At 42.6% G+C, this 19,335-nt stretch carries 18 protein-coding genes; all 18 read left to right on the top strand.

Annotated elements, in window-relative coordinates; genetic code table 11:
- The first annotated feature begins 27 nt into the window (after nucleotides 1–27).
- The 18 genes from I2484_RS00660 to fliH all read left to right on the top strand — a co-directional run bounded on the left by I2484_RS00660 (nucleotide 28) and on the right by fliH (nucleotide 19,335).
- Nucleotides 28–810, top strand: coding sequence for a ribonuclease HII (locus I2484_RS00660; protein WP_207149095.1), 783 nt, complete (start codon nucleotides 28–30; stop codon nucleotides 808–810).
- The gene (locus I2484_RS00655) at nucleotides 807–2,807 is read left to right on the top strand and encodes a hypothetical protein (protein WP_207149094.1); all 2,001 of its coding nucleotides are present in this window, start codon (nucleotides 807–809) and stop codon (nucleotides 2,805–2,807) included. Before I2484_RS00660 ends, I2484_RS00655 begins: the two co-directional genes overlap by 4 nt.
- The gene (locus I2484_RS00650; RefSeq protein WP_207149093.1) at nucleotides 2,804–3,100 is read left to right on the top strand and encodes an EscU/YscU/HrcU family type III secretion system export apparatus switch protein; all 297 of its coding nucleotides are present in this window, start codon (nucleotides 2,804–2,806) and stop codon (nucleotides 3,098–3,100) included. Before I2484_RS00655 ends, I2484_RS00650 begins: the two co-directional genes overlap by 4 nt.
- Before the next feature lie 117 nt (nucleotides 3,101–3,217).
- Complete coding sequence (sucC, locus tag I2484_RS00645) at nucleotides 3,218–4,378, top strand: ADP-forming succinate--CoA ligase subunit beta (RefSeq protein ID WP_207149092.1); 1,161 nt, start codon at nucleotides 3,218–3,220, stop codon at nucleotides 4,376–4,378.
- Between the two features lie 18 nt (nucleotides 4,379–4,396).
- Nucleotides 4,397–5,299, top strand: a complete 903-nt coding sequence (gene sucD / locus I2484_RS00640; protein WP_207149091.1) for a succinate--CoA ligase subunit alpha — start codon at nucleotides 4,397–4,399, stop codon at nucleotides 5,297–5,299.
- Between the two features lie 66 nt (nucleotides 5,300–5,365).
- Nucleotides 5,366–6,253 (top strand): DNA-processing protein DprA, encoded by an 888-nt coding sequence (dprA, locus tag I2484_RS00635; RefSeq protein WP_207149090.1) that lies wholly within the window; start codon nucleotides 5,366–5,368, stop codon nucleotides 6,251–6,253.
- Between the two features lie 273 nt (nucleotides 6,254–6,526).
- On the top strand, nucleotides 6,527–8,599 hold the full coding sequence (topA, locus tag I2484_RS00630; RefSeq protein ID WP_207149089.1) for a type I DNA topoisomerase: 2,073 nt from the start codon (nucleotides 6,527–6,529) through the stop codon (nucleotides 8,597–8,599).
- Between the two features lie 232 nt (nucleotides 8,600–8,831).
- Nucleotides 8,832–10,142 (top strand): FADH(2)-oxidizing methylenetetrahydrofolate--tRNA-(uracil(54)-C(5))-methyltransferase TrmFO, encoded by a 1,311-nt coding sequence (trmFO, locus tag I2484_RS00625; RefSeq protein WP_207149088.1) that lies wholly within the window; start codon nucleotides 8,832–8,834, stop codon nucleotides 10,140–10,142.
- A 420-nt stretch (nucleotides 10,143–10,562) separates the two neighbouring features.
- On the top strand, nucleotides 10,563–11,462 hold the full coding sequence (gene xerC / locus I2484_RS00620; protein ID WP_207149087.1) for a tyrosine recombinase XerC: 900 nt from the start codon (nucleotides 10,563–10,565) through the stop codon (nucleotides 11,460–11,462).
- A gap of 9 nt (nucleotides 11,463–11,471) precedes the next feature.
- Nucleotides 11,472–12,017: an ATP-dependent protease subunit HslV gene (gene hslV, locus I2484_RS00615; RefSeq protein ID WP_156476072.1), complete on the top strand. Its 546-nt coding sequence runs from the start codon at nucleotides 11,472–11,474 to the stop codon at nucleotides 12,015–12,017.
- Complete coding sequence (hslU, locus tag I2484_RS00610) at nucleotides 12,017–13,414, top strand: ATP-dependent protease ATPase subunit HslU (RefSeq protein ID WP_346014139.1); 1,398 nt, start codon at nucleotides 12,017–12,019, stop codon at nucleotides 13,412–13,414. The genes hslV and hslU overlap by 1 nt, the downstream gene beginning before the upstream one ends.
- An 86-nt stretch (nucleotides 13,415–13,500) precedes the next feature.
- Nucleotides 13,501–14,277 carry a GTP-sensing pleiotropic transcriptional regulator CodY gene (gene codY, locus I2484_RS00605; protein ID WP_207149085.1) on the top strand — a complete coding sequence of 259 codons (777 nt, stop codon included), beginning with the start codon at nucleotides 13,501–13,503 and terminating at the stop codon, nucleotides 14,275–14,277.
- 329 nt (nucleotides 14,278–14,606) lie between these two features.
- Nucleotides 14,607–14,999: a flagellar basal body rod protein FlgB gene (gene flgB / locus I2484_RS00600; RefSeq protein WP_207149084.1), complete on the top strand. Its 393-nt coding sequence runs from the start codon at nucleotides 14,607–14,609 to the stop codon at nucleotides 14,997–14,999.
- Nucleotides 15,000–15,001: 2 nt separating this feature from the next.
- The gene (gene flgC / locus I2484_RS00595; RefSeq protein ID WP_207149083.1) at nucleotides 15,002–15,463 is read left to right on the top strand and encodes a flagellar basal body rod protein FlgC; all 462 of its coding nucleotides are present in this window, start codon (nucleotides 15,002–15,004) and stop codon (nucleotides 15,461–15,463) included.
- Nucleotides 15,464–15,487: 24 nt separating this feature from the next.
- Complete coding sequence (gene fliE, locus I2484_RS00590) at nucleotides 15,488–15,802, top strand: flagellar hook-basal body complex protein FliE (protein ID WP_207149082.1); 315 nt, start codon at nucleotides 15,488–15,490, stop codon at nucleotides 15,800–15,802.
- A gap of 146 nt (nucleotides 15,803–15,948) precedes the next feature.
- Nucleotides 15,949–17,544, top strand: coding sequence for a flagellar basal-body MS-ring/collar protein FliF (gene fliF / locus I2484_RS00585; RefSeq protein ID WP_207149081.1), 1,596 nt, complete (start codon nucleotides 15,949–15,951; stop codon nucleotides 17,542–17,544).
- A gap of 14 nt (nucleotides 17,545–17,558) precedes the next feature.
- Nucleotides 17,559–18,572 carry a flagellar motor switch protein FliG gene (gene fliG / locus I2484_RS00580; protein ID WP_207149080.1) on the top strand — a complete coding sequence of 338 codons (1,014 nt, stop codon included), beginning with the start codon at nucleotides 17,559–17,561 and terminating at the stop codon, nucleotides 18,570–18,572.
- Nucleotides 18,565–19,335, top strand: a complete 771-nt coding sequence (fliH, locus tag I2484_RS00575) for a flagellar assembly protein FliH (protein WP_207149079.1) — start codon at nucleotides 18,565–18,567, stop codon at nucleotides 19,333–19,335. The genes fliG and fliH overlap by 8 nt, the downstream gene beginning before the upstream one ends.

Below are 19,335 nucleotides of genomic sequence, written 5' to 3'. Positions count from 1 at the left end.
GTCGTCTGTTAATGGAGAGTGATTTCAATGAAAACGATAAAGGAAATTACGGAACGGCTGACGCATGTTAAAGAGCCGGAATTCTGGATGGAAGAGCTTGCACAGGATTCAAGAACCGGTGTGCAAAATGCACTTAGTCGCTGGAAACGCAAGTATGAAAAGCAGAAAGCAATAGAACACAATCATATGCTGAAAGAAGCGTTTGATAAGTCGTTTGCGCCGTTTGAAGGGGCGTTGATTGCTGGGGTTGATGAAGCGGGGAGAGGGCCGTTAGCGGGTCCTGTGGTCACTGCAGCGGTTATTCTGCCGCGCGATACGCCGGAACTTGTTGGGTTGGATGATTCAAAGGCTATATCAAAGGCAGAACGAGAACGTCTTGCAGAACAAATAAAAAGCGTCGCTATCGCTTATTCCGCACATATCCAATCCGCCCATATGATTGATGAAATGAATATTTATGCCGCAACAAGGGATTCTATGGAACAGGCGGTAAAGGGTCTTCCTGTTAATCCCGATTTCGTTATTGCGGATGCCATGAAACTTGCTACAGATTGTCCTACAGAATCGGTCATTAAAGGTGATGCGTTGAGTTTAGCTGTGTCTGCGGCATCGATAATTGCAAAAACAACAAGAGATGATATTATGGATAATTTACATAACGACTTTCCTATGTATAATTTCAAGAAAAATGCGGGATATGGGACTGCGGAACATGTTCTAGCACTTCAAACACACGGACCGTGTGAGCATCACCGTACAACTTTCGAACCTGTTAAATCAATGTTGGAGGGAAGGAGGGGAAACCGATGAATTTTCCGACTGCGGCAGTATCAGGAAGTCAGGCGGCGAGCGCCGTCCCGAATAGACCGCTTGCCTTGAATGAAGGTCAAATGGTTCATGGGCAAATTAAGCAACTTTTCCCTGGGCAAATGGCAGAAGTCCAAATTGGGGGTCAGAAGGTATTCGCTAAACTGGAGGTCCCGATGAAGGCGGGTGACTCCTACTACTTTCAAGTAAATGCAGTTAAGCCGGAATTGCAACTGAAAATCATTTCAGGACCCCTTCGAGCTACGGAAGGTCAGGCACGTCAACTCGGTGGATTAATGGATGCGATGCAATTGCCAAAGACGCCAGAAATGCAAGCGTTGCTGGCGTTCGTCATGAAAAACAAAATCCCGATGACGCGGGATAGTTTGGTAGAGGCGGAAGCGTTATTAAAAGGTGTACCGCCAGCGGCGCGGAATGAAGCGCTTGCGTCACTTCAGAAGATGATTGAGCTGAAATTGCCGCTTACTGAGAATATCTTTCGGTCACTCTTAGGAGTCGAAACGAAAGAAGGTTTGCATAGTGTTTTGACTTCGCTGCGAAATGCGTTGGCCCTGGATAACACGGTCACGCCGCAGGTCAAAGATGCTATTTTAACTGCGCTAGAGAAGATGGCCAAGCCCTTTTCGCAGGCGACAGGAGGAGCGCTACTGGGTCAATCGATCCTCACATTACTTGATCGTTCTGCGCCCGGAGAAGACCGTTTTGCTATCCTGCAAATGCTGAAAAGTGCAAGTGTTTTACCGGAACGGACATCTCTTGCAAACCTACCGCAAGTGCTTGCTTCATTGATTTCGGGAGAAGGCACTGCACGTCCAAGTAATGCTTTGCTAGCATCACAACCAGTCTCAGTAGGGCCACAGGGCGTTCTCGCCGCAAGTATGAATAGGCAGGCTGCTACCGCGCCCGAAGCGCCTTCAGTGTCGCCGCGGATTGTGCAGCAGGTGCTGACAGAACTAAAGCAAATTGGAGAGGCTTCACCAGCCCAACAGAAGGTCCCAATGGAAAATTTAAAAGCTTTGATTTCATCCGATTCGGCGACAAATTCACAGCAGAAAACGGTGCTCACGGCAATGATTGACCGTGTTGCAAATGCACAGCCGATTGCACAATCGCCAACGAAGTTCGTCCAAGAGTTCAGTCAGGCATTAACGCGGATAACAGCGAAAAATGCGGTTGCAGCCCCTTTCCAAGCTAATCCTTTAGTAGAAGGTCCTAGAGAACAATTGCTAGCTCTACTCGGTCAACAAGGGACTGAGAAGTTAGCGGCGCTTCTGCAAACGGCGGAACTATCTGATAACCCAGCTATCCAGAAAACGGTGCACGCAGCAGAAGTTGCCGTTGCTTCGATGATTGATGGAAAAGCCGTAAAAGATGCGCTCCAAACAGTCATGCGTTCTTTTGGGCTCAATTATGAAGCGGGTCTGCTCGGAAAAGAGCCTGATTTCGGACGTCTTGCGGAAATGTTGAAACCGCAGCTACTCGCTCTTATACATGACCCAATTGTATCGGCAGCTCTCCGCGATGCGGCAGAAACCGTCGTCACGAGGATGAATGGACCGCTACTTCAGTCGGGGGAAAACGGTGTGCAACATCAACTAATTATGCAAGTACCACTTGAGTTTTTCGGTAAGCGTATCGAAGCTACATTGCAGTGGAATGGACAAATGCAAAAGGATGGAAAAATCGATGCTGACTTTGCCCGGATTCTTTTTTATCTTGAACTCGACTCGATTGACAAGACGATTATCGATATGCAAGTCCAGAATAGGGTCGTAATGGTAACCGTTTTTAATGCAGATGAGACACTTAAATCGATTGGCGGAGGACCTCTTCAGGACAGGTTGAAAGCTGGACTTGAGTCGACGGGCTATAAATTGTCTGGGGTATTCTTTAAGAACTTTATCGAGGAAGAAAAAATCCTGCAGAAACAAAAGAAATCGATGAAAATCGATGGACAAGGAGTTGACTTCCGCATATGACAAATGAACGTCATACCCGAAAAGAGGCAGTCGCTCTTTCGTATGAACCATTTTCGGAAGGGGCCCCAAAAGTAGTCGCGAAAGGGAAAGGGAAAATCGCCGAAAACATTTTGGAAAAAGCGAAGGCGAATAATATTCCCATTCAAGAAGATCCTAGCCTCGTTGAAATTTTAGGGCAACTGAATGTTAATGAATCGATTCCAGAAGAATTGTACAAAGCGGTATCCGAAGTATTTGCCTATATTTATCAGATTGACCGTCAACATGGTGGGAAAATAAAAAAAGAAGTTTGAAATAGATTCGACAAATTTCTACATTTGGAATTCAATTGTGGACATTGTTTGACATGTTTACTACAATGGATAAGGCAGTAAATTAAATAGCTTAGAAGTACGAATGGAGGATGTAAGATGAATATCCATGAATATCAAGGCAAACAGCTACTAAGAGAATATGGTGTAGCAGTTTCTAACGGCCTTGTTGCTTTCTCTCCTGAGGAAGCAGTAAAAGCTGCAAAGGAACTAGGTACAGACATTATCGTAGTTAAAGCACAAATCCACGCGGGTGGACGTGGGAAAGCGGGCGGCGTTAAGATTGCAAGAAATCTTGATGAAGTTCGTGCTTATGCTAAAGAATTGATTGGTAAGACACTTGTGACTCACCAAACAGGTCCTGAAGGTAAAGAAATCAAACGTCTTCTTATCGAAGAAGGTTCTGATATCAAGAAAGAATACTATCTTGGACTTGTCCTTGACAGTGCAACAGACCGTGTAACACTTATGGGTTCTGAAGAAGGCGGAATGGACATCGAGGAAGTTGCGGAAGCAACACCTGAAAAGATTTTCAAAGAAGTCATCGACCCAATTGTTGGTTTGACTGGATTCCAAGCACGTCGTATGGCATACAAAATGAACATCCCTACACACCTTGTAAACAAAGCAGCGAAATTCATGCTTGGACTTTACCAAGTGTTCGTAGAAAAAGACGCATCAATTGTTGAAATTAACCCACTAGTTGTAACAACTGGTGACGATGTACTTGCTCTTGACGCGAAATTCAACTTTGACGACAGTGCACTATACCGTCATAAAGATATCCAAGCACTTCGTGACTATGATGAAGAAGATCCAAAAGAAATCGAAGCTTCAAAATTTGACCTAAGCTATATTTCTCTTGACGGAAACGTCGGATGTATGGTTAACGGTGCAGGTCTTGCAATGGCTACAATGGACACGATTAACTACTTCGGTGGTTCACCTGCTAACTTCCTTGACGTTGGTGGTAGTGCAACGGCTGAAAAAGTTACAGAAGCGTTCAAAATCATTCTTTCTGATGCGAATGTCAAAGGGATTTTCGTCAACATTTTCGGTGGTATTATGAAGTGTGACGTTATTGCTGAAGGTGTTATTGCTGCATCTAAAGAAGTAGGTCTACAAGTACCACTTGTTGTTCGTCTAGAAGGTACAAACGTCGACAAAGGTAAAGCACTATTGAATGAATCAGGTTTGAACATCATCGCTGCAGATACGATGGCAGACGGTGCTAAAAAGATTGTAGAACTAGTAGGTTAAGAAAGGCAGGGACAAACGATGAGTATTTTTATTAACAAAGATACAAAAGTTATCGTACAAGGAATTACGGGTGCTACAGCACTTTTCCATACAGAACAAATGCTAGAGTACGGAACGAAAATTGTTGGCGGAGTTACACCTGGTAAAGGTGGAACTGAAGCGGCGGGTGTTCCTGTTTTTAACACAGTTGAAGAAGCTGTAAAAGCAACAGGCGCAAACGTATCAGTTATTTATGTTCCAGCTCCATTTGCTGCAGATGCAATCCTAGAAGCAGTAGAAGCAGAACTTGACATGACAATCTGTATTACAGAACATATCCCAGTACTTGATATGGTCAAAGTTAAGCGCTACATGGAAGGCAAGAAAACACGTCTTGTCGGACCAAACTGCCCGGGTGTTATCACGGCGGACGAATGTAAAATCGGCATCATGCCTGGCTACATTAATACAAAAGGCCATGTAGGCGTTGTTTCACGTTCAGGTACACTGACGTATGAAGCAGTTCTTCAATTGACGAATGCTGGAATCGGACAGTCAACTTCTGTTGGTATCGGCGGAGACCCGGTTAACGGAACAAACTTCATCGATGTACTAAAAGAATTCAACGAAGACCCAGAGACATATGCGGTTGTTATGATTGGTGAAATTGGCGGAACTGCTGAAGAAGAAGCAGCTGCGTGGATTAAAGCTAACATGACAAAGCCTGTTGTTGGCTTTATCGGTGGTCAAACAGCTCCTGAAGGAAAACGTATGGGCCATGCTGGTGCCATCATTTCTGGCGGTAAAGGGACAGCTGCTGAAAAAATCAAAGCACTAAATGCTGCGGGCGTTGAAGTTGCAGACACGCCATCTGTTATCGGCGAAACATTAATTAAAGTAATTAAAGAAAAAGGTCTATACGAAAAGTGTAAAACACATTAATATGAGAGATGCAGCGTGCTAGTTTATGCGCTGCATCTTTTTTCTACTATATAAGGGAGGAATTCGATGGAACTGACAGAAGCCGAAAGGCGATTGCTAGCGCTTCACTATGTATTTCCAGTGCCTTTAAACAGATTAAACAGGCTTTTTGAGATAGACCCCAATCTCGAAAAGTTATATGTTTACAAGGCTGTTGAACTTGCCCATATCCTAAACATCTCAGTATCAAAAGCAAGTCAATTGAAAGACAGTCTACACCGTAACGCCGATACCCCCTACGAAGCGTTATATGAGCGGAATGCAATCACCCCAATCCCGTTCTCAAATCCCTTATACCCTGACCAGTTACACGTACTTATCGATCCTCCAGTCGTTCTCTATGCAAAAGGAGACCACACATTACTTGCTAAACAATTTAAGGTAGCAATTATTGGATCCCGGAAAGCAACTGTTTATTCACAAGAAGCAATGTCGCTTATCGTTCCTCCACTCGTTGAAAATGGGGCCGTTATCGTTTCAGGATTAGCAACAGGAGCTGATACGATGGCGCATGTAGCGGCACTAAAATTCAGCGGTAAAACAATTGCTGTACTTGGGCACGGATTGTTCCATCTTTATCCGAAAGAGAATCATGCGCTCGCGGAAAAAATAGCACTAAATCATCTTCTAATTACAGAGTACCCACCATATGTAAGTCCTGAACGTTGGACTTTTCCAATGCGAAATCGTATCATAAGCGGATTATCAGATGTGATTGTTGTTACCGAATCCGCAGATAAAAGCGGAACGATGAGCACGGTCGAACATGCACTTGATCACGGGAAAGATATCTATGCAGTTCCCGGGCCCATCACATCACTATTGTCAGCAGGGCCAAATAGGTTGATAGATGAAGGTGCGAGACCGTTGTGGAATGGGTTCCAAATCGTCGAATCACTCGTTTTCAATGTTTGAATAAAACTCTTTTTCATTGAAAAGGTTGCTTTAATCTTAAAACTGGTATACATTTTGCAACAGATATTCTTTTGAGTTAAATTTCAAAGAGGAGGATAATAAGAGCCAAGGAGTACTAGGAAGCGTAGTCTCCAAGAATCGGAACGTATGTTTTTATACGTAAGGAGCGATAGAGCAAGCTGCCCCTGTAATCCGAGGCTATTTTTACCGGACTTTTTGAACTACCTCTTTTGATGAATAAATACAAAACCTCTTTAAGGAGGCATATACTTAATGGCAGATTACCTAGTAATTGTGGAATCACCCGCAAAGGCAAAAACGATTGAACGCTATCTCGGGAAAAAATATAAAGTGCGTGCATCACTCGGGCATTTACGTGATCTTCCGCGCAGCCAGATGGGCGTAGATACCGAAAATGATTTTGAGCCGAAATACATTACAATTCGCGGCAAAGGCCCGATTCTTCAAGAATTGAAAAAAGAAGCTAAAAAAGCTAAAAAAATCTTTCTTGCAGCTGACCCCGACAGAGAAGGGGAAGCGATTGCGTGGCATTTGGCAAATCAACTTGGCGTAGATATCGAATCAGATTGTCGAGTTGTCTTCAATGAAATAACAAAAGAAGCAATTAAAGAATCATTTAAGAATCCACGTCCAATCGATATGGATCGTGTCGATGCTCAACAAGCCCGTCGCATTTTAGACCGACTTGTAGGTTACAACATCAGCCCTATACTTTGGAAAAAAGTGAAAAAAGGTTTATCCGCGGGCCGGGTTCAATCTGTCGCACTTCGTATGATTATCGACAGAGAAAATGAAATCAATGCATTCGTCCCTGAAGAATACTGGAGCATTTCCGGTCAATTCGAAAAAGACGACACCACATTCGAAGCGGAATTCTTTGGCGATTCGAAGAAGAAAATGAAACTTACAGACAAACAGCAGGTCGATGAAATCTTAAGCCAATTAAGCGGCGATACATTCGATATTGCGAATGTTGTTAAAAAAGAGCGCAAACGAAATCCAGCATTACCATTCACTACTTCATCCCTGCAACAGGAAGCGGCACGAAAGCTGAACTTCCGAGCGAAAAAAACGATGATGCTTGCCCAACAGCTCTATGAAGGGATCAACCTCGGGAAAGAAGGTCAAGTTGGTCTTATTACGTATATGAGAACTGACTCGACTCGAATTGCCGATAGCGCGAAAGAGGAAGCAAAATCATTCATCGAAACAATGTATGGGCAAGAATTTCTAGCGACATCAAAGCCAGTAGCTAAAAGTTCCGCAAAAACGCAGGATGCCCACGAGGCGGTGCGTCCGACATCTGTTATGCGTCCACCAGCTGCTATGAAGACAGTATTGTCACGGGATCAACTACGCCTTTATAAACTTATATGGGAGCGACTCGTCGCCAGTCAAATGGCGCCAGCGGTACTCGACACGGTTGCAGTCGATCTTGTGAATGGTGATGTCCGGTTCAGGGCGAACGGTTCGCAAGTTAAATTCCAAGGGTTCATGAAAGTGTATGTTGAAGGTGATGATGATAAAGAAGAGGAGAAAGACCGTATCCTCCCGCCGCTTGAAGAGGGCGAACAAGTAAAATTCAGTGACATCGATCCCAAACAACACTTTACTCAGCCGCCACCAAGATTTTCAGAAGCAAGATTGGTCAAAACACTTGAAGAGCAGGGGATAGGTCGTCCATCAACGTTCGCACCGACACTCGACACAATCCAAAAAAGAGGATATGTGGTACTGGATGCGAAAAGATTCCTTCCGACAGAACTTGGCGGTATCGTTCACCAGGCCGTAAACCAATACTTCCCTAATATTATCGATCTTGAATTTACAGCTCAAATGGAAAAAGAACTTGATAATGTTGAGCATGGTCTAATTAAATGGGTAAAAGTAATTGACAACTTCTATGGCGATTTTGAAAAGCATGTGAAAATCGCAGATGCAGAGATGGAGAAAATTGAAATCAAAGATGAGCCAGCTGGCGAAGATTGTGAGAAGTGCGGCTCCGCAATGGTTTACAAATTGGGGCGATACGGCAAGTTCATGGCGTGTTCTGATTTTCCAGAATGTCGCAATACGAAAGCCATTATTAAACCAATTGGCGTGACTTGCCCAACATGTAAAGAAGGACAGGTCGTCGAACGAAAAAGTAAAACAAAACGTATTTTTTATGGCTGCGATAGATATCCGGAATGTGAATACGTTTCATGGGATAAGCCGATTACAAGACCATGTCCGAAATGCGAAAGCCCACTAGTTGAAAAGAAACTTAAAAAAGGCGTACAGATTCAATGTACAGAATGTGATTATAAAGAAGACACGCAGTAACAAAGAAAAGCAGAGGGCGCCGCTACAAATGAACAAAGCCGTTGCCACATCGTGTGGCAACGGCTTTGTGACCCACATCCTGTGGGCCCGCGACAGGCATAAGACGGTTTGGCGAAGCGGCGTACTATGCCGCACAGCTGAAACGACTTATGACCCGAGCATCTGGCGCCTGGAGCCTAGACAAAAGAGGAAAGCGGAACCGCCTTAAGAACACTAGAGAGAAGGTGACGGGATGACACCCATCGTAAATGTGATAGGTGCAGGCCTCGCAGGGAGTGAGGCTGCATGGCAAATTGCTAGCCGTGGAGTAAATGTACGTTTATATGAAATGCGACCGGTAAAACAGACGCCAGCACACCATACAGACAAATTTGCTGAGCTAGTGTGCAGTAATTCATTGCGCGCGAACAATTTGACGAATGCAGTTGGTATTATCAAGGAAGAAATGAGAATGCTTGACTCACTCATTATTCGAGCAGCTGACGCTTGTGCAGTTCCTGCTGGAGGGGCATTAGCAGTCGACCGTCATGAGTTCGCTGGCCATGTTACGGACACGATTCGAAACCATCCGCTCATCGAAATTATTAATGAAGAAGTGACGGAACTGCCAGAAGGCATTACGATTATCGCGACGGGTCCGTTGACTTCACCAGCACTTGCTGAACAAATACGTAAACTGACAGGCGAGGAATATCTATATTTCTATGACGCCGCTGCACCAATTATTGAAAAAGATTCAATCAATATGGATAAAGTTTATTTGAAATCCCGTTATGATAAAGGTGAAGCAGCCTATTTAAACTGCCCAATGAATGAGGAAGAATTCGAACGTTTCTATAATGCGCTTGTGGCGGCAGAAATTGTACCGCTTAAGGAATTCGAAAAAGAAATCTACTTCGAAGGATGTATGCCGGTGGAAGTGGTTGCCCAGCGCGGTGCGCAGACGTTGTTATTCGGTGCACTTAAACCAGTTGGACTTGAACATCCGGTAACAGGAAAACTAGCAAAAGCAGTCATTCAGCTTCGTCAAGATGATGCTGCCGGTACTCTGTACAACATCGTAGGATTTCAAACGCATATGAAATGGGGCGCACAAAGGGAAGTAATCAGCCTTATCCCAGGTCTCGAAAACGTTGAAATCGTCCGCTATGGTGTTATGCATCGCAACACATTTATTAACTCGCCACGTGTGCTTGATGCAACTTATCAGTTAAAGGCGAACTCCAATGTTTTTTTCGCAGGACAGATGACTGGCGTGGAAGGATATGTTGAATCAGCAGGTTCAGGTCTAATTGCCGGCATTAACGCCGCCAATCTGGCACTTGGTAAAGAACTAATCCTTTTTCCACACGAAACAGCACTTGGAAGTATGGCGCGATATGTTACCGAAGCCAATCCGCAAAACTTCCAGCCGATGAATATCAACTTTGGTCTTTTTCCGGAACTTGGTAAACGCGTTAGGACCAAATTGGAACGTGCCGAGAAACATGCGGAACGTGCGCTTAAAGCGATTAGTGAGTTTCAGTTAGTATCACTATCCTGAATAATTTGTTTTTTTAAGGAGAAGGCTAGAGGAAGTATTCCTAGCCTTCTTCTTTTTATTGTCTAGGAAATTATTAAGATTCATACTGTGAATAAGTTGAAACTTAGGGAACTGACGCCTAGACTAAAGCGCTTTGAGACGGCAGTTACCTGCGCTTTTGTCCTGGATATGAACAAATTGTGTCGGAAACACGAACAAATCCAAAGAGGTCAGACTTCTTGGCAATTGATAGTTGCCGTACGATCAACATGTATTGTATAGTGAATCGTGGATGACTTTCGAATTTCTGGATTAGTCGCTATCTTTCGGCTATTAGTCAACTCGCTTTACTATGGCGTTTCGTAAATAATGTGTTATTATTCAAATGACTCGAAATACTTTAATAACTTAAAGGCTTTTTATTCTGGGGGAATGAAGTGTATGACAGTACAACCTTCTATCATCCGTGATGAATACATTTCGTACGTACGCTTAGAAAAGAACTATTCATTTTACACAGTATCAGAGTATGAAAAAGATGTTGATGCATTTCTGTCGTTCCTGGAAGTTGAAGGAATTGCGGATTTGAACGATGTGACTTATCCTGAAGCGAGACTTTATGCTACAGAACTGTATGACTTGGGTTTATCGAGAGCATCGATTTCTAGAAAAATATCTTCTATCCGATCCTTTTTTAAATTTTCGAATGACAGGTACGGCATTAGCGACAGCGCATTTCGTTCTCTTCATCACCCAAAGAAGGAAGAACGGCTTCCGGCTTTTTTTTATGAAAAGGAAATGGAGTCCTTATTTTCATCCTGCGAGGGGGAAGATAGAAAGTCTTTGCGTGATTATGCACTCCTTGAATTACTCTACGCAACTGGCATGCGGGTCAGCGAGCTGACATCTGTTAAGATGCATGATATCGATGACCACCTTGGCATTGTTTTGGTAATGGGAAAAGGACGTAAGGAACGATATGTACCATTCGGGAGTTTTGCGCAATCTGCACTGGATGCTTATCGTGAGAAAAGCAGACTGAATTTGATGAAACAGAAAGAACATGACATGCTGTTCGTCAATTTACGGGGAGACCCACTGACTGATCGCGGTGTACGCCATATCTTAAGCATGATGATGGAACGCGCTTCACTACACTCGAAAATCTATCCACATATGATTCGCCATTCTTTTGCAACCCACCTTTTGGCAGGGGGCGCCGACATGAGAACCGTTCAGGAACTACTTGGACACAGTCACTTATCTTCAACGCAAGTGTATACACATATAACAAAAGAGCATTTACGGAAAACATATATGAATACGCATCCGCGAGCATAGGAGGATGATCTGATGGAATTCCATGCAACGACAATCTTTGCTATTCGCCATGAAGGGTCTTGTGCCATGTCTGGCGATGGGCAAGTGACAGTAGGTAACGCAGTCGTCATGAAACATACGGCAAAAAAAGTCCGCCGAATTTTTGGTGGTAAGGTACTGGCAGGTTTTGCGGGATCGGTAGCGGACGCTTTTACGCTATTCGAATTATTCGAAGCCAAGCTGACAGAGTACAATGGGAACCTTCAAAGGGCTTCTGTTGAACTTGCGAAAGAATGGCGTGGTGACAGGATTTTACGGAAACTTGAGGCAATGCTACTTGTTATGGATAACGAGCGTTTGTTACTCGTGTCTGGAACAGGAGAAGTGATTGAACCGGATGATGGTGTTTTGGCAATCGGTTCAGGTGGCCATTACGCACTTGCGGCGGGCCGGGCTTTGAAAAAGTATAGCGGGCATTCGCTCACTGCTGCAGAAATTGCCCAAGCGGCGCTAGAGACGGCTGCAGAAATATGCGTTTTCACAAATGATCATATTATTGTGGAGGTACTCGAATGATAAAGAGACAAGAGCTGACACCCAAGGAATTGACTGCACATCTCGACAGATATATTATCGGTCAAGACAAAGCCAAGCGTGCAGTGGCTGTAGCCATCCGTAATAGGTACAGAAGAAGTCTGCTTTCTGATGACGAGAAAAGTGAAATTATACCAAAAAACATACTTATGATTGGCCCTACAGGTGTCGGTAAGACTGAAATCGCGAGAAGAATCGCTAAGCTGGTAAATGCTCCATTTTTGAAAGTCGAAGCGACGAAGTTTACTGAAGTAGGCTATGTAGGCCGTGATGTCGAGTCGATGATAAGAGACTTAACAGAAGCGGGCGTTCGAATTGTTCGGGAAGAGCAGCGTGAAGCTGTGAAAGGGCACGCGGTTATTCTTGCGGAAGAACGGCTGATTGAATTACTTGTTCCCGAAAAAAAGAAAACGGGCGGAATGCAGAACCCGTTCGAAATGCTATTTGGCCAAAAAGCAGAGCAGGAAGAACCTGATTATGCAGAAGTAGCCGAAGTTAAACGTAAACGCTCTGAGATTGCGACTAGCCTTAAAGCTGGAGAACTTGAGGAGCAAATGGTTACTGTAGAAGTTTCTGCGCAGCAACCATCCATGTTTGACGCTTTACAAGGGTCGGGTATGGAACAGATGGGTGCGAATATGCAAGACGCACTTTCTTCTCTTATGCCGAAAAAGACTGTCAAACGGAAGATGAAAGTAAAAGATGCCCGAATCGCACTTGAAGCAGAAGAGGCTGATAAACTGATTGATCATGATGAAATCTCAAGACGAGCAATCGAGCTTACAGAGCAGTCAGGTATCATCTTCATTGATGAAATGGACAAAATTGCAAGTCGGGGTGGAAGTGGTTCGTCAGCTGATGTTTCGCGAGAAGGCGTTCAACGGGATATTTTGCCAATAGTTGAAGGCTCGACTGTTTCGACTAAGTACGGTACAGTAAAGACCGATTTCATTTTGTTTATTGCGGCAGGGGCGTTCCATATGTCAAAGCCCTCCGATATTATTCCGGAACTGCAAGGGCGCTTTCCAATTCGGGTTGAACTTGAAAAGCTGACGAAGAATGATTTTGAACGTATTTTAAAAGAGCCTGATTTTTCTCTTATCCGCCAATACGAAAAACTACTCAATACGGAAAATGTTGTTTTGGATTTTACTGACGAAGCAATCAGCCGACTTGCTGAAATTGCATTTGAAGTGAATGATGATACGGAGAATATTGGTGCAAGACGCCTACATACAATTTTAGAGAAATTACTCGAAGAATTATCGTATGAAGCGGCTGATATCGGACCGGCAACAATCAAAATAACACCCGCGTATGTCGATGAAAAGCTGAAAGATATCGCAAAAAATAAAGATTTGTCACATTTTATACTTTAACTGAAACGCTTTAGTTTATTTAATGATTAAAAACCTTTAGAATGTTCACTAAACGATAGCAACTATTATGAGGAGGAAAAAAACAAATGAATTTATTATCAAAAACACGTGAAATTAACGCAATGCTACAAGAATCGGCAGGAAAACCAGTAAACTTTAAGGAAATGGCTGAGAAGCTTAGTTCTGTTATCGACTGTAATGCATTTATCGTAAGCAGAAAAGGAAAATTACTTGGTTTAGAAATACACCATCAAATCGAAAATGAACGCATGAAGCAAATGTTCGTTGATCGTAAATTCCCAGAGGAATATACACATCGTTTGTTTGAAGTAAGAGAAACATCTTCGAATCTGGATGTGTACAGTTCACACACGGTCTTCCCAGTTGAAAATCGTGAACTCTTCAAAGACGGCTTAACAACAATTGTTCCAATCGTTGGTGGCGGTGAACGCCTAGGTACACTAATCTTGGCTAGACTTAAAGAAGATTTCCAAGATGATGATTTGATTCTTGCGGAATATGGTGCAACTGTTGTGGGAATGGAAATTTTACGTGAGAAATCAGAGAAAATTGAAATCGAAGCACGCAGTAAAGCGGTTGTTCAAATGGCTATCAATTCACTTTCTTATAGTGAACACGAAGCGATTGAGCATATTTTCCATGAACTTGACGGCAATGAAGGTCTTCTAGTAGCATCTAAAATTGCAGACCGTGTAGGTATTACACGTTCTGTAATCGTAAATGCACTACGTAAACTAGAAAGTGCTGGCGTAATCGAATCTCGTTCCCTAGGAATGAAAGGAACGTATATCAAAGTCCTTAACAATAAATTCCTTGAAGAACTTGAAAAACAAAAATCATAAGTATGTAATAGATGAAAAAACACTTCTTCCGAACTTGGAAAGAAGTGTTTTTTTTGTTAACTATATAATGGTACGAAAATAATTAACTAACATCATTTTGAATTATGTAAAAGTAATGGAAAAATGGTGACTTTGGAACTGGAGAATTTATTAAAATAACTAAAATAACCTAAAATAGGTTGTTTCGGACTAGTAGAGATTACCCTACTCTTATAGACAAGATTCACCAAAATCCGCTACAATAGAAGTATGTGTTAAGAGTACTAGATTAGTACTGCGAAATGAATACTATTTTGATTCACCAATAGATGAAACAAGAGGTGAAAACAGTGAATTTATTTGGATCAACGATAACGCAATTGGAGCAAGGGTTGGATTATTCTGCAACAAAAGCTAAAACGATTTCGCAGAATATAGCAAATATCGACACTCCGAATTATAAAGCGAAAAGTGTCAGTTTTAAAGAAGTTTTTGCAAATGCTAAAGCGGAGTCGTTTGAAGCTTATAAAACAGACGAGCGGCATATCAATTTCAAAACTAATACGACGCATTCCGGTGTTTTTAATTACTCAAATCTTCGGTATCGGCAAGATGGAAATGGCGTAGATATGGATAAAGAACAGGCAGACCTTGCGGCCAACCAAATTTACTATAACGCAGTTGTCGACCGTATTAATGGAAAGTTCAATTCGTTACAAAATGTTATTAAAGGAGGTCGCTGACATTGACGATATTCCATAGTTTGAATACGTCCGCATCTGCATTGACTGCGCAACGTATGCGGATGGATGTTATTTCATCCAATATGGCGAACATCGATACAACGCGCGGGAAAATGGTTGATGGCGAATGGCAAGCCTATCGCCGTAAATCGGTTACATTCCAACCGCGAGAAGGGCAATTCTCATCGATGTTAAATGCTTCGATGGGTAAACAAATAAAAGGTTCAGCAGGATATGGCGTTACGGTTTCTAGGATTAAAGAAGATACCGAAACACCGTTTAAACTTGTCTTTGACCCTTCTCATCCCGATGCGAATGATGAAGGATATGTTTCCATGCCAAATGTCGATCCGTTACGGGAAACGATAGACCTGATGTCCGCTACACGTTCTTATGAAGCAAATGTAACTGTGATTAATGCCAATAAGTCAATGCTTATGAAAGCTCTTGAAATCGGTAAATAATAATAATAGAAGGAGGTTACCTTAATGGCAATACACTCTATTTTTAATCCTGCACAATCAGCAGGGGTACTTAAGATGGAAAATCAACTGAAACCAACGTCAACACCCTATGAGGCGCAACAAAGTTTCGGAACCTATTTAAAAGATGCAATTCAAGAAGTCAATAATAAACAATCAGAATCAGATATGATGACAGAGAAATTAGTGCGTGGTGGAGATGTCGAACTTCATGATGTTATGATTACATCCCAAAAGGCGACGATTGCATTAAATGCAACGATGGAAGTGCGGAATAAAGTAATTGAAGCTTATCAAGAAATCATCAGAATGCCTGTTTGATCTTGCATTAACGGGCAGTAAAAGCCCGAATGGTTAAACTAATAAACAGTGGGGGATTAAGACCCCCGGCTGATTGAAGATTAACTTTATTGTGCGATAGTTGTGTTGTCCATTTTTGAATTAGGTAAGCTGACCGGGGGATTACAATGAATGAAAGATTGACGAAAATCAAAGCGGATATTCAAACGTTTTGGTCAAGTCGTACAAAAAAACAAAAAGGTACTTATATCGGAACTACTGTAGCCGTTATTTTGATTGCCGCTTTCTTGACGTTCTTTCTATCAAGGACGGAATATGTGCCGCTCTATTCGGAGGTATCCCGAGCAGAAATCGGGCGCATTAAGGAACAACTTGATGCTCAAGGGGTTAAAAGTAAGGTTGCGCCAGGTGGAACATCGATACTGGTGCCACGTGAAAACGTAGATTCGTTACTGGTGTCTCTTGCAGCAGAAGGTTATCCGAATTCAGGAATGATTGATTACTCGTTCTTTGCAGAAAATGCTGGATTTGGAACGACGGATAACGAGTTCAATATGATTAAACTTGCTTCAATGCAAACTGAACTTGCGAACCTGATTAAAGGAATCGAAGGTGTGAAAGATGCAGATGTGATGATCACATTGCCTACAGAGAGTGTTTTCTTGAATGAGACTACACAACAGGCAAGTGCGGCAATTATGTTGAAAACTGATGCGGGACACCAATTCACTGAACCACAGATTACTGGACTTTATAAACTAATATCAAAAAGCATACCGAATCTGTCGACCGATGATATTCAAATCATGAACCAGTACTCGGAGTATTTTGATTTGAAAACTTCCGATAATGCTTACGGACCTAGCATTACGGACCAAATGACGCTTAAAAAGACCATTGAACGTGATTTGCAACGCCAAGTACAGATGATGCTTGGAACAATGATGGGTCAAGACAAGGTTGTAGTCTCAGTCACAACAGATATCGACTTCCAACTTGAAAACAGGGAAGAGAATCTTGTATTGCCTGTCGACGAGGAAAGTATGGAAGGGATTGCACTAAGTGTACAGCGTCTCACTGAGACCTTTACAGGAAATGGGCCAGGCGCCGCGGGTGGTACTCCGGAAGGAGAAGACCCAACAGACAACAGAACAGGCTTCGTGGAAGGGTCGTTTTCTAACGGCGATTATGAAAAAATAGAGGAAACTGTAAATAACGAAGTGAACAAAATCCGTAAAGAAATTGTCGAAAGTCCTTACAAAATCCGTGATATCGGAATTCAGGTAATGGTTGAACCCCCAATTGCGGATGATCCAACATCAATGCCACCGGGAATGCAAGATGATGTACAACGAATCATTGAGACAATTATTCGTACATCCATCGATAAAGAAGCTGCCGGAGCGCTGACGATGGAGGAACTGAATGAAAAAATCGCTGTTTCAGTACAACCATTTAATGGTAAGGTGGTTGACATCTCTGCATCGAAGACAGTAATCCCATGGTGGATTTACGTGATTGGTGGGGTACTTCTTCTCATTATCGGTATTCTTGTATTTATGTTCATTAGGAACCGCCGAAAAGCAGAAGAGTTGGAAGATGAACTTGTTATGGAAGAACAACTTGCGACATTTGATATTGATGACATTAATAACGAACTTGAAACAGAAGGAACTGTCCGTAGGAAACAACTTGAGAAGATGGCGAAAGACAAACCAGAAGAATTCGCCAAACTATTGCGTACATGGATAGCCGAGGAATGACGGAGGGATGAACTGTGGTTAAGAAACAAAAAGGGATGACAGGGAAACAAAAAGCAGCACTTCTGCTCATTTCCCTCGGTCCGGAAGTATCAGCAGCAATTTATAAGCATTTGAATGAAGACGAAATTGAGCGTCTAACTCTTGAAATTTCAGGCGTCAAAAAAGTTGAGGGATCCGTGAAAGAAGAAATTATTGAAGAGTTCCATAACATAGCACTTGCCCAGGATTATATCTCTCAAGGTGGTATAGGCTACGCGAAAACAATACTTGAAAAAGCGCTTGGTAAAGATCATGCGCAAGCAATAATCAACCGCTTAACATCATCCTTACAAGTACGACCTTTCGATTTTGCTAGACGCGCCGATCCATCACAAATTTTGAATTTCATTCAAAATGAACATCCTCAAACAATTGCGCTTATTTTGTCATACTTAGAGGCAGAACAGGCTGGAATGATTTTATCTGCATTGCCCCAGGAAATGCAGGCAGATATCGCGAAAAGAATTGCGACGATGGACTCGACTTCGCCGGAAGTCATCAGTGAAATCGAATCGGTACTTGAGCGGAAACTATCTTCAACTGTAACGCAAGATCACACGGAAACGGGTGGCATCGATGCTGTCGTCGAAGTGCTAAATGGAGTTGACAGAACAACAGAAAAAACGATTCTTGATGCACTTGAAATTCAAGATCCGGAACTCGCGGAAGAAATTCGGAAACGTATGTTCGTGTTCGAAGATATTGTTACATTGGACAACCGTTCAATTCAACGTATTATCCGCGATTGTGAAAATGAAGATCTAATCCTATCACTGAAAGTTTCTAGTGAAGAAGTGAAAGAAGTCTTGTTCAGGAACATGTCCCAACGGATGGCGGAGTCGTTCCAAGAAGAGATAGAAGTCATGGGACCTGTACGATTGAAAGACGTCGAAGAGGCTCAATCCCGTATTGTAAGTACTATTCGTAGATTGGAAGAAGCCGGCGAAATCATAATCGCTCGTGGTGGAGGAGATGACATCATTGTCTAACGTATTTCGTTCATTCAATACAATATTGGAAGAAGGAGAAACGAAAGAAATCTCCATCCGCAGCCTTTCGGTTTCTCAGGAAGTTGACACGGAAGTGATTTTGTCATTAGATTCCATACTAGTTGAACGAGACCGCTTGTTAAAAGAGGCCAACACGATAAACGAGCAGGAAAAAGAGTTAATCGAAAGGCTAAGACAAACTGCTACTGAAGATATCTTATCGATGCAAGCAGCCTGGCAGAACGAAAAAAAGGCACTTCAGCAACAAGCCTATGATGAAGGGTTTCAAGTCGGTTATGAAGAGGGGCATAGCAAGTCATTATCCGATATGGCGGCTTCTATCAGTACTGCAAATGAAACGACGGAATTATCCTATGAAAATGCGCGTCAATATCTTGTAAGCCAGGAACGCATCATTCTCGATCTTGCAATGCTTTCTACAGAGCGAATTATTGGACAAACGCTCCAAGACGATGATGAAGTTTATTTATCAGTTGTAAAAAGAGCATTAAAAGAGACACGTGAAATGAAAGAGATTAAGTTGTATGTTTCTCTCGATTATTTTGAACTTGTTTCCGATAATCGTTCTGAACTTGCATCAATTTTCCCACCGAATGTACCATTCCTTATTTTTGCAAATGATGATTTCGAATCAACCGAGTGCTATATCGAAACTAATCATGGACGGATTGTTGTCAGTATTGACGAACAGTTAAATGAATTAAGGGATAAACTCATTGGTATCATGGAAAGTGGTGATTGA

Origin of the sequence: Sporosarcina sp. E16_8, from assembly GCF_017347095.1 — a bacterium.
GTDB lineage: Bacteria > Bacillota > Bacilli > Bacillales_A > Planococcaceae > Sporosarcina.
Note: the sequence above shows the minus strand (reverse complement) of the source record. Positions and strands in the feature narration are given on the sequence as shown.

Coding starts and splice junctions, on each gene's coding strand:
- I2484_RS00660 (WP_207149095.1), top strand. CDS start 28: ATGAAAACGATAAAGGAAATTACGGAACGGCTGACGCATGTTAAAGAG.
- I2484_RS00655 (WP_207149094.1), top strand. CDS start 807: ATGAATTTTCCGACTGCGGCAGTATCAGGAAGTCAGGCGGCGAGCGCC.
- I2484_RS00650 (WP_207149093.1), top strand. CDS start 2,804: ATGACAAATGAACGTCATACCCGAAAAGAGGCAGTCGCTCTTTCGTAT.
- sucC (WP_207149092.1), top strand. CDS start 3,218: ATGAATATCCATGAATATCAAGGCAAACAGCTACTAAGAGAATATGGT.
- sucD (WP_207149091.1), top strand. CDS start 4,397: ATGAGTATTTTTATTAACAAAGATACAAAAGTTATCGTACAAGGAATT.
- dprA (WP_207149090.1), top strand. CDS start 5,366: ATGGAACTGACAGAAGCCGAAAGGCGATTGCTAGCGCTTCACTATGTA.
- topA (WP_207149089.1), top strand. CDS start 6,527: ATGGCAGATTACCTAGTAATTGTGGAATCACCCGCAAAGGCAAAAACG.
- trmFO (WP_207149088.1), top strand. CDS start 8,832: ATGACACCCATCGTAAATGTGATAGGTGCAGGCCTCGCAGGGAGTGAG.
- xerC (WP_207149087.1), top strand. CDS start 10,563: ATGACAGTACAACCTTCTATCATCCGTGATGAATACATTTCGTACGTA.
- codY (WP_207149085.1), top strand. CDS start 13,501: ATGAATTTATTATCAAAAACACGTGAAATTAACGCAATGCTACAAGAA.
- fliE (WP_207149082.1), top strand. CDS start 15,488: ATGGCAATACACTCTATTTTTAATCCTGCACAATCAGCAGGGGTACTT.
- fliF (WP_207149081.1), top strand. CDS start 15,949: ATGAATGAAAGATTGACGAAAATCAAAGCGGATATTCAAACGTTTTGG.